This is a genomic window from Flavobacterium channae (genome assembly GCF_021172165.1).
In the GTDB taxonomy this organism is placed as follows: domain Bacteria; phylum Bacteroidota; class Bacteroidia; order Flavobacteriales; family Flavobacteriaceae; genus Flavobacterium; species Flavobacterium channae.
Genome location: NZ_CP089096.1, coordinates 229,905 through 242,735 on the forward strand (window position 1 = coordinate 229,905; position 12,831 = coordinate 242,735).

Sequence of the window (12,831 nt, forward strand, 5' to 3'; positions counted from 1 at the left end):
ATCATAAAAAAACCGCCAAGTTAATGACGGTTATAGTTGGTTTTACAAAGTGGCCTTGTGGGCGGTAATTGCGGCAATAAAAGCATTAACTTCATCTAATTGTTTGTTAACACGTTCTAAGTCCAATTGCTTTTCTAAAAGCGCAACAGCTCCATAGCTTTCTTTTCGGTTTTCTAATAAAAACTTTTTGTACTCTAAACGTACTTTTCGTTTTTCTTCCGTTTCTTTTGTAGGGCCTTCTGGTAAAGCAGCTATAATAGTATCAACAGCACTAATTTCTGCTAATACTCCTTGTAGCACGGCATCAATCTCTACCGAGGTGGTGCTGTAGTTGGTTACCAAACGTTCTTCGGAAAGTTTTTTGAATGTTAAATCTCCTTGTTCTTTGTTTGCCATGGTTAACAACACATCGCAGTCGGCAATTGTTGTAAGATTTGTTACTGAGTACATAATAAAAAAATTTATAGTTATTGTTTTTACATCAGCAACTCCAATGCCAGATCATTTTTTTATTTAGTATTTTAATACAACTTTAACCACAATAGTTAAACTTTAATTAAAAATATAATAACCTACATTTTCTTACGTTTTTTTACTCCTTTTCAAAGTTTTATTTTGTTTTTTTATCTTTAGTTAGTGGAGAATTGGTTTCTTTTAGTTGTTCTTTTATCAATTGCTCTTCATATTCTAAAACCTTTTTTTTGAGTTGAAGAGCAATTAATAGGGTGTTACAATTAGGTTGTGTTTGGTTTTTTGTAGTGCTATATTTTAAAAGACTTAGATCGTAGTTTTTTAAATTTTTTTCTTCTTGCATGATAAGTCTGTTCATCTTTTCTAAAACAGCTATTCGCTCTTGTTTTTTTATAAAGTTATTAATCTTACGTGCTACTAAAAGTTGTTGATGTTTGTTTTTAACGATACAATTTTGCAAGAATTCTTGTTCTTGAGTTCGAGTTGCTTTTTTGGTTTCGGTGGTAGTGCTTTCTTTTTGTGAAAGTGTTAATAACAAAGCTAGTTTTTCCATCGCTTGGATGGGTAAGTTGCGTTTGCCAGTTTCAAACATAGCAATTTGACTTCGACTCACCTGAAGCAGTAAAGCCAAATTTTCTTGACTCATTCCTGTTAATGCTCTAATGTTGTTTTTGTTTTTCATGTAGTGTGACACTTTTTTTAAAATCATTTTTTTGTCACGTTTTCTGTGACAATTTTTTCAAATCAAAAATTTTGCCACACTTGTTGTGGCATTTTTTTCAAAATGAAAATTTTGTCACGCTTTTGTTTTAGTTTAGGTAATTTACAAAATACTTGTTGATAACTTGTTTTTGCGTTCATTAAAATATTGCCTAATTTGGTAAATCCAAAACAATTGAAAATTCCTACTATTTTCAAAACATTATCAATTCAATTTCGTTGCAATGGCATTATTTCAAAACGCGGTAATTAAAAAGTATTTACAAGCCCAAAATAAAGAACAACTGAAAGAAAAGTGGTTGCAATTCCAACAACATTTTCACAACCCTACTATTCAAGAAAATATTCGTAATAGTAAGGAAGAACAATATCAAGGCGAATTTTTAATTGATTTGTTTGTGAATATTTTAGGCTATACAAAAAATCCGCAACCTAATTTCAATCTTACAACAGAATACAAAAATGTAAAAGACAGCAAGAAAGCAGACGGAGCTATTTTGATTGAAGAAAAAGTACGTGCCGTAATTGAATTAAAAGGAACAAATACAACCGATTTAGGTAAAATTGAAACCCAAGCTTTTGGTTATAAAAACAATCAACCCGATTGTATTTATATCATTACTTCCAACTTTGAAAAAATACGTTTCTACATTGATAACGCAATCGAATATTTAGAATTTAATTTATTCCAGTTGCAACCAAATGAGTTTGAGTTGCTGTATTTATGTTTGGCTCACGAAAACCTTTCAAAAGGAATTGCTAAAAGCATCAAAGAAGAATCCGTTAGCCAAGAAGACGTTATTACAAAAAAACTATACAAAGACTATTCGCTTTTTAAACGTGAATTGTATCACAATCTTGTTGCTTTAAATCCCGAATATGAACCTTTAGAACTTTTCAAGAAATCGCAAAAGTTACTGGATCGGTTTTTATTTATCTTCTTTGCCGAAGACCGCAACTTATTACCAACTAATTTAATTTTCCGCATCAATAAAGAATGGCAAAACTTACGTTTAATGCGTATTGAAGTTTCGTTATACGACAGATACAAAATTTATTTTAACGACTTAAATAGTGGTGCAAAAGTAGTTTTACCAGCCTTTTCTGAAACGGCAAGCAAGCAAATTGAAGAACATCAAATTTTTGCTTACAATGGAGGTTTATTTAAAGCTGATGAAATTTTAGATACCATTAAAATTGACGATGCTGTTTTATTTAAGCATACCGAAAATTTAAGCAACTACGATTTTGCAAGTGAAGTTGATGTTAATATTCTTGGACACATTTTTGAAAACTCGTTAAATGAGTTAGATGAAATAAAAGCAGAACTAGACGGCGAATTAATAGACAAAACTAAAACTAAACGAAAAAAAGATGGTGTTTTTTACACGCCTAAGTACATTACAAAATACATTGTAGAAAATACAGTAGGTAAACTTTGCAACGAAAAGAAAAATGAGTTGCAATTAATTGAAGAAGATTATATAACCGATAAAAAGCGCCAAAAGAAGACGTTGCAAGGCTTAATAGACAAGTTGCAACTATACCGCAACTGGTTATTGCAACTAACTATTTGCGACCCCGCTTGTGGAAGTGGAGCTTTTTTAAACCAAGCCTTAGATTTTTTAATTGAAGAACATAAATACATAGATGAGTTACAAGCCAAGTTGTTTGGCGATACATTTATTTTAAGTGATGTTGAAAACAGCATTTTAGAAAATAATTTGTTTGGTGTAGATTTAAACGAGGAAAGTGTAGAAATTGCAAAACTCTCACTTTGGTTACGCACCGCTCAACCTAACCGAAAATTAAACGATTTAAGCGGTAATATAAAATGCGGTAACTCATTAATTGATGACCCCGAAATTGCGGGCGAAAAAGCCTTTAATTGGCAACAAGCATTTCCAAAAGTGTTTGCTAAAGGTGGTTTTGATGTGATTATTGGTAATCCGCCTTATGTAAGAAGAACGCAATTAAATGAAATTATAAAAATTGGAATTGAAAAGGTTTATTATTCAGCCTTTAAGCAATATGATTTGTATATATTGTTTAATGAATTGGCATTAATAATAACAAAAAATAATGGTGCAATTGGATTCATTCAGCCAAATAAATTTTTATCAGCTGAATATGGTTATAAAATTTTAAATTTAATAGTAAACAATTCAATAGTTTATAAAATTAATGATGTTTCATTAGACAAAGTTTTTAGCGAAGCTTCTGTTTACCCTTATATTTTTATATTCCGAAAAACAGGATTTAAAATTGATATTGAAGACAAAGACGTTAATATTTTTGACTATTGTAATGATGATGATTTAGTCGGCTTTGAGAGTCTAATCCTTTCAAAGCAAATAATTAAAAAATTAAAATCAAAGTCTATTAAAATAAATGATTTAACGAATTCAATTAAAAGAGGTGTCCCCAATAGTAAATTGAAATTTGTAGAGAATTCAAGTTTAATTGGTGTCAAATCTACATTATTAGAGTATTCATATTTTTTACCGAAATCTGAAGTTTTTATAGAATATTTAGAAGAAAAAGATTTAAAAACCAAATCAATTGAGTTTGAAAGTGATTTTGTTTTACTGCCTAGAACTACTTTAAAAATTAGAGCAATTTTAAAAAATAATGACTATCATATTTTAGATAGGATTTATTATTTTAGAATCAATAATATTGATTATGATAATAAGTTTGTTTTAGGTGTTTTAAATTCTACTCTTACAACTTTTTATTATGATAATATTTATGGAAGTACAAAAATTGGAGGAGGTTATATCGATTTAAAAGGTTCGCAAATTGAAAATTTTTTAATTCCTAAATGTTCAAAAAACAAACAACAAACAATTATAATCGAAGTTGATAAAATACTTTTATCGCATAAAAAAATAATAGAGCAATCTCAAAAATTCCAACGCACGTTGCAACGTAAATTTAATTTAGAAGATTTGCCTAAAAAGTTAGAAAACTGGTACGAGTTAACCTTTGCTGAGTTTGTTAAGGAGCTAGCCAAAAAGAAAGTAAAATTAACCCTTTCAGAAGAATCCGAGTGGGAAGATTACTTTTTACAAGAGCAACAAAAAGCGGTTGCAATAAAAAACGAAATCGTTGCAACCGATAAAGCAATTGATAAAATGGTGTATGAGTTGTATGGGTTAACAAAAGAAGAGATAGAAATTGTAGAAAATAGCTAAGGGATGACAAACATAAAAATTAATGACTCTAATTTTAAAAATCTAATTGACAAGTTTCACGCAAAATTTGACAATGTAGTTGAGAATCTTGATATTGAACTTTATGATTCAATATGTATTGATATTTTTGATAAAACAGTTTCATTCAAAAATTGTAATTTCAAAGGAGCAAGAATAGATTTTTATCAAGATGATTCAACAACAGTTAAGTTAATAGATTTAATAGGAACTAAACAGCAAAAAGAACATAAAACATTTCTAAAATTTGAAAATTGCACGTTTAGTAATGACTTAATTATTAAAGATTGCTTGTTAAGAGAAATTGTTTTTTCTAATGTGAAAATTACATCTAAATTATTTCACATAGCATCATCAAGTATAAATTCGATTAGTTTTAATGGAAGCCCAGACAATTATAACTCAATTGAAAACTTAGTAATTCATGATATTGAAGATAATAAAACTTATTTTGACTTTAGATTAAATAAAATAAAAGACTTAACCATAAGCAAAGCTTTTTTTTATCAATCATGGATTAATAAAAATGAGATTGGTCTGATTAATATTGATAATACAAAATTTGAAAGTAATTTTGATTTATATAATAACACTATAAGTAAAAAATGCTTTATTCAAAGATGTCAATTTAATAAGATAGATATTAAAAGAACTTTTTTTGATTTAGGTATTGAGTTTAATGATTCTTCTTTTCAAGATAAAGCTCTATTTGAAAGCCCGTCAAATTTAATTAGATCTGAATTAAGTTTTTTAAATGTAAATTTTGGTAGTCAAGTTAGCTTTGAAAAAACAAGTATGTTTTTTTTGAAATTTGAATCTGTATTTTTTAAAGAAATAGTTTCATTTCAAAATGTTGAATGTGAGTACATCAAATTGGATAAAATTCACTTTGATAAAGTAGGTTTTTTTAACGACTTATTGATTAAATCTCCCGAAAAATGTTCATTAAGTACTATACGAACAATAAAAAATCAACTAAATAAAACAGAAAATAAGATTGATTATTTAAAGTTTAATGCAATAGAAATGAACTTATTAATCAAAGATAAAAACACGAGTAAAAGTGATTTAGTTTTGCTTATTCTCAATAAAAACTCAAGTGATTATGGAACTAATTGGGCTAAAGGCATTTGGTTTACTTTGAAAAACAGTTTATTCTTTTTTATTGTTTTATTATTTGTAAACAATTTTTTAAAATCAGATTACCCACTTTGTATTAATACTAAAAATGATTTTGCTGATTTTGGTTTTACATTAAACTACTTTTTAAAATTCGTTTTTAATTTAGGGTTAAATGATACAGAAATCCAAAGCAATGGTTGGTTGTATTTAATTTTCATTTTTGCAAAAATTTTGATTGGTTATGGGATTTATCAAACCATTCAGGCATTTAGGAAGTATGGGAAATAAAAGTTTTATAAAATTAAGTATAATAGAATTTTAAATTGCTTGATAATTTATGTCGTTAATTAAAAAGGTTTAGAAATAGAAAACCCCGCTCCTGCGCGAATCCCTTCGCGTGGTTCTACAATTTAAAATATTGAAAAACACAAACATTGTCTAGTAATCCTTTTTCTCCGGCATAGTCAGGAGCACTGCTATATTTGTAGTCTTCGGGTCTAAAAACTATTCCTTCTTCAACTGGATTATTGTGAATATAATCTATTTTTTGTTGAATAACCTCATTACTCCATAACTCAATTGGTTTATTGTCATGTCTCCAAAATTGAAAATTGGTTGTATTTGAACTTTTTTCAGCTTCTTTCTTAAAATAATCTAACAAAAATTCTTTTCTGCTTTCTTTTGGGTTTTCTTGTATGGCTTTGACAACGCTTCTACTTGTAAACCTTTTAAAATCGCCTAATAAAAGTTCTGGTTTTTGATTTTCTATACTTCTAAAAATTAAATGAACATGGTTGGTCATTATGCACCAAGCATGTATTTCCATTCCTTTGTTTTTTTGACAAAATTCTAAACTTTCTAAAACTAAATCTTTGTATTCATTTCTTGTAAAGACATCCAGCCAACCCACAACAGCAAAACTTACAAAATATAATCCTTCGGAATTATGAAACTTATAATTTCTACTCATTTTTTCTTTTTATCAAAAATAGTAAAAGCTTTTTTGTTAATCAAGTGCCACGCGAAGGGATTCGCGCGGGTGCGGGAGGGAAATTGCATTCCGTTCCCACAATCAACATCAAAACAAATCTAATCAATTTCAAAAAAAATACCCCGACGAATCGGGGTTTAATTAGAATATATAATGTAGCGGTATCGACTATTTTTTTAATAAATCTCTAATTTCAGCTAACAATTGCTCTTGTGTTGGTCCTGCTGGAGCTGCTGGAGCTGGTTCTTCTTTTTTCTTCATACTGTTAATTGCTTTAACCATTATGAAAATAACAAAAGCAATTACTAAGAAACTGATAACAGCTGCTAAAAACTTACCATATAAAATTCCGCCATCGGTTTTTAAACCTGCTAAATCTTCAACTTGAGCTGCTTTTAATGCTGGATTCAATAATGCTGGTGTTATTACATCAGATACTAATGAGCTAACGATAGCTCCAAAAGCACCACCAATAATTACTCCAACTGCTAAATCCATTGCGTTACCTTTTGCAATAAAATCTTTAAATTCTGAAATCATTCCCATAGTTTTTAATTTTAAGAGTTAGTTTTTTGTTTTAGTATAACGAATATACAAAATTTAAAACAAAATGTTAATTTTTGTAAAAAATTCTTTTAACACGTTGCGAAATTCCAGTTAAAATTTCATACGGAATCGTTCCAATTACACTTGCCATCTCTGTTACTTTTGGATTTTTTCCAAAAACAATCACTTCATCTCCCGTTTTACATGAAATGTTCGTAATATCTACCATCATCATGTCCATACATATTGATCCTAAAATGGTTGCTTTTTGATTATTGATGGTAACAAAACCTTTTTCATTGCCCCAAGCTCTTCGAATGCCATCGGCATAACCAATAGGAATTGTAGCGACTTTCATTTTTTGAGTTACTCGAAATCTTCGACTGTAACCAATGCTTTCTTCAGGTAAGACTTCTCTGATTTGGGAAATGATGGTTTTTAAAGTGCTCACATTTTCCAACACTTTCAATTCTTGTTCCGAATTTCCAATACCATACAAACCAATACCTAATCTCACCATTTCCATCTGTTTTTCAGCATAATTGAAAATTCCAGATGTGTTTAAAATATGGCGAATTGGTTTTGAAGGCAATACTTTTTCTAATTCGGAATACATCGCATCAAAACGTTTAAATTGTAATTTCGTGAAGTCATCAAATTGCAAATCATCACTCGCTGTTAAATGCGAAAACACGCTTTTCACCTTAACGAAATTGTTGTTTTTCAGCAAAGAACACAACTCGTCAATCAAATGCGGTTCAAATCCTAAGCGATGCATGCCCGTATCTAATTTTATATGAATTGGATAATGCGAAATATTTTGGTGTTGCGCAATTTTTAAAAAGGCTTGTAAACCCGTAATCGAATAAATTTCGGGTTCTAAATTATAGGCAATCATGGCTCTAAAACTACTGTTTTCAGGATTTAAAACCATAATTGGAGTCGTAATTCCGGCTTTTCGTAATTCGATGCCTTCATCGGCAAAAGCCACGCCTAAATAATCGACTTTATGATGTTCGAGCAATTTGGCAATTTCGTAACCGCCATTTCCATACCCAAACGCTTTCACCATGACCATAATTTTGGTATCTGGTTTTAGTTTGGATTTGTAGAAATTCAAGTTGTGACTAATTGCATCGAGGTTAATTTCTAAAATGGTTTCATGATTTTTCTCTTCCAATAAAACTACAATTTCATGAAAGTTAAATCCGCGAGCACCTTTTACTAATATGGTTTCGTTTTGAAACGATTGCATGTTGAATTGCTGTAAAAATTCTTGCGTAGTGGCAAACGAAATCACATTTGGTAAATCGTTCAATTGTTTTCCGATGGTTTCCCCAATGGTAATAATACGCTCGATTTTATTTTTCGAAAGCAATTGTTTCACCTGGTTGTAAAGTGTTTCAACGGCAATGCCACTCGAAAAAATATCCGATAATATAATGGTTTTTTTATCGTGTAATTTTTGTTGTTCTAAGAAATCCAATGCAATTTTCAATGATTGATAATCTACGGAATAACTATCATCGATTACTAAACAATTATTGATGCCTTTTTTGGCTTGAAGTCTTAATTCTACTGGATATAATTCGGCAATACGATTTTGGATAAACGCAATTTCTTCGCCTAAAAACAGCATGAAATTCACGCAAGTAATTACATTTTCAATCGAATTTTCATCGGAAAACGGAATAGTTACAGTAAAAGAGTTCTCGTTGTTTTTGAAAGTCAATTCGGTTTTACCATTTTCAATTTTCTTCGAAACGAAAAGATTCGCGCTTTCATCCGAAAAACTCCAAGTATGTTTTTGACTGTTTTCTGGAAGTAAAACTTCAATTTCAGCATTTTTTTCCAAGAAAATATCGGAACAATTTTCAAAAAGTTGGATTTTCTCTTTGATTTTTTCTTCACGATTGGAAAAACCTTCGTCATGAACCGAACCAATATTCGTTAAAACGCCGTATTTCGGTTGAATTATCTGTTCTAAATTTGACATTTCATTGGGTAACGAAATTCCAGCTTCAAAAATTCCTAAATCATAATTGCCTTCAATCGCTAAAATTGATAAGGGAACGCCGACTTGCGAATTATAACTTTTCGGATTTCGAACAATCAAATGATTGGGACTTAATAAGAAATTTAACCATTCTTTTACGATGGTTTTTCCGTTGCTTCCGGTAATTCCCACAAATGGAAAATCGAATTGTTTTCGATAGCCAATCGCAGTTTGTTGTAGTGCTTTTAACGAATTTTCAACGATAATGAAATTCGCTTTTTCGTATAAATGCTCTGGAATATTTTCGACCACAAAATAACGAACGCCTTTTGCAATCAACTCTTCCAAATATAAATGGGCATCGTGATTTTGTCCTTTGATAGCAAAAAACAAAGTGTTGCTTCCATTTTGTAATGAACGGCTGTCAATCGAAATATGACTTGCGGTAAACTCAGTCGAATTTCCGTGAAAAACGCCTTTACAAAACGAAATAATATGAGTTAAGTTGAGGTTCAATTTATTGATTATCGTCTTTTTGCTTGTTTACAATTTCAACATCTTTCACTTCCATGTTTTCTCGGATAGCTTTAAAATAAGCGGCACGGCTCAATGGTTCGTATTCTTCAGTTTCCCCTAGCATTACCAGTCTTTTATCATCAGACTTTCTAAAACTATAATGTGCCAAATTTCCAGTACGAGTACAAACGGCATGTACTTTAGTAACGTATTCAGCCGTTGCCATTAGTGCTGGCATTGGTCCAAAAGGATTTCCTTTAAAGTCCATATCTAGTCCGGCAACAATAACTCGAATTCCCGAATTGGCCAAATCGTTACAAACAGCAACAATTTCTTCATCGAAAAATTGAGCTTCGTCAATACCTACAACATCGCAACCTTGTGCTAAAATTCGAATATTTTCTGCTGCAGGAACTGGAGTAGAACGAATTTCATTTCGGTTGTGCGAAACTACCATTTCATCGTCATAACGAGTATCTACTGCAGGTTTAAAAATTTCGACTTTTTGTTTGGCAAATTGAGCTCGTTTTAATCGGCGGATTAGTTCTTCGGTTTTGCCCGAAAACATGGAGCCACAAATTACTTCAATCCAACCAAATTGTTCTTGCTGATTTACGGTATTTTCGAGAAACATTTTGTATCTTTCGTACGTTAAAAATTATTTTCTGCTACATTTGTAAGCAAAACAAAAATAGTAAAAAACAATCGATATAGTAAACGCTACAGCCTAAAGTTATGAAGAAAAGAGTAACCGCTGAATTAATCAGTATTGCACACCGAATTTTAAAGTTAAAAAACCATTCAGAAACGGTTCAATTACAACAAGAAGCCAAAAACTTGTACGATCAATTGACGATTTTGCGTTTTTATGAAGAAAATTTCGAATTGGTAAAAAATGAAATTTCAGAGGAAGTTCTTGAAGCTAAATTAGAAGATAAAAAAGTGGATGTTTTTGAACAACCAATTCCTGTTGTGGATGAAGTTGTGGCTGCAAAAGAAGAAGTTGTAGTAAACGAACCTGTAGCAGAAGAAAAAGAAGAAGAAACTCCGATTGCGGAAGAAAAAATTGTGGTTGCAGAACTAATTGTAGAAGATGATGAAGAGGAAGAAGAAGTTTTGATGACGGCAATTGAAGAAGAAATTATAGAAGAAGAGCCTGTTGTAGAAACACCAAAAGCAGAAGAGCCAGCGGCTAAACAAATATCTTTTGAAGATTTACTAGTACACGATTACAAAGAATTGGATTTTGTAAAAGTAGAAGATGTGCCGGCTGAAGTAGAAAAAGCAAACGATACAATTTTTGAAGCAGTTGAAACTGTAAAAGAAGAAGTAGAAGAAGTTGCAATTCCTGAGCCTGTTGCTGAAGCGCCAAAAGTGTTAGAAGAAGAAGTAAAAGCAACGGCTGAAAAAGTTGTAGCTCAAGAATCTAAAATAAGTTCACTAAACGACAGATTAAACAAAGCAATTTCGTTTGGTTTAAATGATAGAATTGGATTTGAGAAAAAACTTTTTGGTGGTAATCCAGATGATTTTAACAGAGTAATCTCGCAATTAAATACGTTTGATAGTTTTGAAGAAGCAAAAGCGTTTGTTCAAGATTTTGTTAAGCCAGATTATAACAATTGGGAAGGAAATGAAGAGTTTGAAACACGTTTTATGGAAATTATCGAGAAAAAGTTTTCGTAAATGGGTAAATTATTCATAGTTCCTACGCCAATTGGTAATTTAGAAGACATGACTTTTAGAGCGATTAAAGTTTTGAAAGAAGTCGATTTAATTTTAGCAGAAGACACGCGTACTAGCGGAAAATTGCTAAAGCACTTCGAAATTGCTACGCACATGCACAGTCACCACATGCACAACGAACACAAAACCGTTGAAAATTTGGTAAAACGATTGCAAGCAGGTGAAACCATTGCATTAATTAGCGATGCAGGAACACCAGCCATTTCCGATCCAGGTTTTTTACTTACACGAGCTTGTGTAGAAAATGGCGTTGAAGTTGAATGTTTGCCTGGAGCAACTGCTTTTGTACCGGCTTTGGTAAATAGCGGTTTACCAAACGATAAGTTTGTTTTCGAAGGATTTTTACCTGATAAAAAAGGAAGGCAAACCCGATTTTTAGCCTTACAAGAAGAATATCGCACCATGATTTTCTATGTATCGCCACACAAATTAAACAAAACCTTAGCCGAATTTGTACAATATTTCGGTGCCGACAGACCCGTTTCGGTTTCCAGAGAATTATCAAAATTACACGAAGAAACCGTAAGAGGAACTGCCGAAGAAGTACTAAAACATTTTGAAGCGAAACCAGCTAAAGGCGAAATTGTGGTTTGTGTTGGCGGGAAAAAATAGTAATCAGTGTTCTGTCTTCAGTCATTAGTTATATAATATTAGAAAAATTTTAAACAATTAAACTTTAAACAGTTTAACCAAAAAATGGATACACACAACATAACTACTACCTGGAAAGGTAAAATGCAATTTGAATCCACTAATCCAAGTGGCGATGTTATTTCAATAGATGCTGGTTCTGAAAACGGAGGAGAAGGAAAAGGCTTGCGTCCAAAAGCGTTGATGTTATCTGCTTTAGCAGGTTGTACAGGTTTAGACGTAGCTTCTTTAATGGAAAAAATGAAGTTAGAAGTGACCGATTTTAAGATTGAAACTTCTGGCGAATTAACTGAAGAACATCCAAAAATCTATCATAAAGTAAAAGTGGATTATCATTTTTATGGTCCTAATTTAGATCAGAAAAAATTAGAAAAAGCAGTCAATTTATCAGTTGATAAATATTGTGGCGTTATGGAAATGTTCCGTCAGTTTGCTAAAGTTGAAGTCGAAATTTTTTATCACGATTAAATAATGACAATAGCTGAACTTATTACTAAAGTAAAACAATCAGAAGTGTTTCCATTTGCTGAGGTTATCAAAACAATTGATGCAAATTATTCTTTTACACCAACATTTTTTAAAAATGGCGATGTGGTAAACGAAGAAAATCAAAATAATGGTTCTTGTAAAGTGTTTTCATTTGCAAAAATGCAGCATTTAACAAAAGAAGAAACACTTTTTCTTTTTGGTGAACATTATCAAAAAGTACTTGAAACACCTAATGATTCAGATCATCAAAACATTCGAAATTTTATGAATTTTGGTTGGGACGGAATCGTGTTTGAAAAAGAAGCACTTTCGTAATTATTTGTCATTTTCAACCAAAAGGAGAAATCACATCTTGCAATTGAAAAATT

General features: G+C 31.1%; 12 protein-coding genes. 6 read left to right on the forward strand and 6 right to left on the reverse strand.

Going from position 1 to position 12,831, the window contains the following annotated elements:
- Window positions 1-42: 42 nt before the first annotated feature.
- Together LOS89_RS00975 and LOS89_RS00980 are read right to left on the reverse strand one after the other, a co-directional pair.
- Window positions 43-450 carry a hypothetical protein gene (locus tag LOS89_RS00975; RefSeq protein WP_026725252.1) on the reverse strand — a complete coding sequence of 136 codons (408 nt, stop codon included), beginning with the start codon at window positions 448-450 and terminating at the stop codon, window positions 43-45.
- A 160-nt stretch (window positions 451-610) separates the two neighbouring features.
- Window positions 611-1,153, reverse strand: a complete 543-nt coding sequence (locus tag LOS89_RS00980; protein WP_231835869.1) for a helix-turn-helix transcriptional regulator — start codon at window positions 1,151-1,153, stop codon at window positions 611-613.
- A gap of 262 nt (window positions 1,154-1,415) precedes the next feature.
- On the opposite strand from LOS89_RS00980, the gene LOS89_RS00985 reads away from it, so the two are divergent.
- Together LOS89_RS00985 and LOS89_RS00990 are read left to right on the forward strand one after the other, a co-directional pair.
- Window positions 1,416-4,388 carry an Eco57I restriction-modification methylase domain-containing protein gene (locus LOS89_RS00985; protein WP_231835870.1) on the forward strand — a complete coding sequence of 991 codons (2,973 nt, stop codon included), beginning with the start codon at window positions 1,416-1,418 and terminating at the stop codon, window positions 4,386-4,388.
- A 3-nt stretch (window positions 4,389-4,391) separates the two neighbouring features.
- On the forward strand, window positions 4,392-5,816 hold the full coding sequence (locus LOS89_RS00990) for a hypothetical protein (protein ID WP_231835871.1): 1,425 nt from the start codon (window positions 4,392-4,394) through the stop codon (window positions 5,814-5,816).
- 115 nt (window positions 5,817-5,931) lie between these two features.
- Here the strand turns inward: LOS89_RS00990 and LOS89_RS00995 are convergent, their stop codons facing one another.
- The 4 genes from LOS89_RS00995 to LOS89_RS01010 form a co-directional block, all read right to left on the reverse strand.
- Complete coding sequence (locus LOS89_RS00995; RefSeq protein WP_227040176.1) at window positions 5,932-6,498, reverse strand: REP-associated tyrosine transposase; 567 nt, start codon at window positions 6,496-6,498, stop codon at window positions 5,932-5,934.
- A 189-nt stretch (window positions 6,499-6,687) separates the two neighbouring features.
- Complete coding sequence (gene mscL, locus LOS89_RS01000) at window positions 6,688-7,065, reverse strand: large conductance mechanosensitive channel protein MscL (protein WP_231835872.1); 378 nt, start codon at window positions 7,063-7,065, stop codon at window positions 6,688-6,690.
- Window positions 7,066-7,132: 67 nt separating this feature from the next.
- Window positions 7,133-9,577 carry a bifunctional UDP-N-acetylmuramoyl-tripeptide:D-alanyl-D-alanine ligase/alanine racemase gene (locus LOS89_RS01005; protein WP_255671042.1) on the reverse strand — a complete coding sequence of 815 codons (2,445 nt, stop codon included), beginning with the start codon at window positions 9,575-9,577 and terminating at the stop codon, window positions 7,133-7,135.
- A 1-nt stretch (window position 9,578) separates the two neighbouring features.
- The gene (locus LOS89_RS01010; protein ID WP_231835873.1) at window positions 9,579-10,211 is read right to left on the reverse strand and encodes a thymidine kinase; all 633 of its coding nucleotides are present in this window, start codon (window positions 10,209-10,211) and stop codon (window positions 9,579-9,581) included.
- A 101-nt stretch (window positions 10,212-10,312) separates the two neighbouring features.
- Here LOS89_RS01010 and LOS89_RS01015 point away from each other — a divergent pair, with 101 nt between their 5' ends.
- The 4 genes from LOS89_RS01015 (at window position 10,313) to LOS89_RS01030 (ending at window position 12,778) form a co-directional block, all read left to right on the forward strand.
- Complete coding sequence (locus LOS89_RS01015; RefSeq protein WP_231835874.1) at window positions 10,313-11,263, forward strand: DUF8457 domain-containing protein; 951 nt, start codon at window positions 10,313-10,315, stop codon at window positions 11,261-11,263.
- Complete coding sequence (rsmI, locus tag LOS89_RS01020) at window positions 11,264-11,935, forward strand: 16S rRNA (cytidine(1402)-2'-O)-methyltransferase (RefSeq protein WP_231835875.1); 672 nt, start codon at window positions 11,264-11,266, stop codon at window positions 11,933-11,935.
- 84 nt (window positions 11,936-12,019) lie between these two features.
- A complete protein-coding gene (locus LOS89_RS01025; protein WP_231835876.1) occupies window positions 12,020-12,442 on the forward strand; it encodes an OsmC family protein in 423 nt (140 codons plus the stop codon).
- A gap of 3 nt (window positions 12,443-12,445) precedes the next feature.
- A complete protein-coding gene (locus LOS89_RS01030; RefSeq protein WP_231835877.1) occupies window positions 12,446-12,778 on the forward strand; it encodes a HopJ type III effector protein in 333 nt (110 codons plus the stop codon).
- Window positions 12,779-12,831 lie beyond the last annotated feature (53 nt).

Excerpts from the sequence above, each read along its gene's own strand:
- rsmI (WP_231835875.1), top strand. The coding sequence starts at position 11,264 with ATGGGTAAATTATTCATAGTTCCTACGCCAATTGGTAATTTAGAAGAC.
- LOS89_RS00995 (WP_227040176.1), bottom strand. The coding sequence starts at position 6,498 with ATGAGTAGAAATTATAAGTTTCATAATTCCGAAGGATTATATTTTGTA.
- LOS89_RS01025 (WP_231835876.1), top strand. The coding sequence starts at position 12,020 with ATGGATACACACAACATAACTACTACCTGGAAAGGTAAAATGCAATTT.
- LOS89_RS00975 (WP_026725252.1), bottom strand. The coding sequence starts at position 450 with ATGTACTCAGTAACAAATCTTACAACAATTGCCGACTGCGATGTGTTG.
- LOS89_RS00985 (WP_231835870.1), top strand. The coding sequence starts at position 1,416 with ATGGCATTATTTCAAAACGCGGTAATTAAAAAGTATTTACAAGCCCAA.
- LOS89_RS00980 (WP_231835869.1), bottom strand. The coding sequence starts at position 1,153 with ATGAAAAACAAAAACAACATTAGAGCATTAACAGGAATGAGTCAAGAA.
- mscL (WP_231835872.1), bottom strand. The coding sequence starts at position 7,065 with ATGGGAATGATTTCAGAATTTAAAGATTTTATTGCAAAAGGTAACGCA.
- LOS89_RS00990 (WP_231835871.1), top strand. The coding sequence starts at position 4,392 with ATGACAAACATAAAAATTAATGACTCTAATTTTAAAAATCTAATTGAC.
- LOS89_RS01015 (WP_231835874.1), top strand. The coding sequence starts at position 10,313 with ATGAAGAAAAGAGTAACCGCTGAATTAATCAGTATTGCACACCGAATT.
- LOS89_RS01010 (WP_231835873.1), bottom strand. The coding sequence starts at position 10,211 with ATGTTTCTCGAAAATACCGTAAATCAGCAAGAACAATTTGGTTGGATT.
- LOS89_RS01030 (WP_231835877.1), top strand. The coding sequence starts at position 12,446 with ATGACAATAGCTGAACTTATTACTAAAGTAAAACAATCAGAAGTGTTT.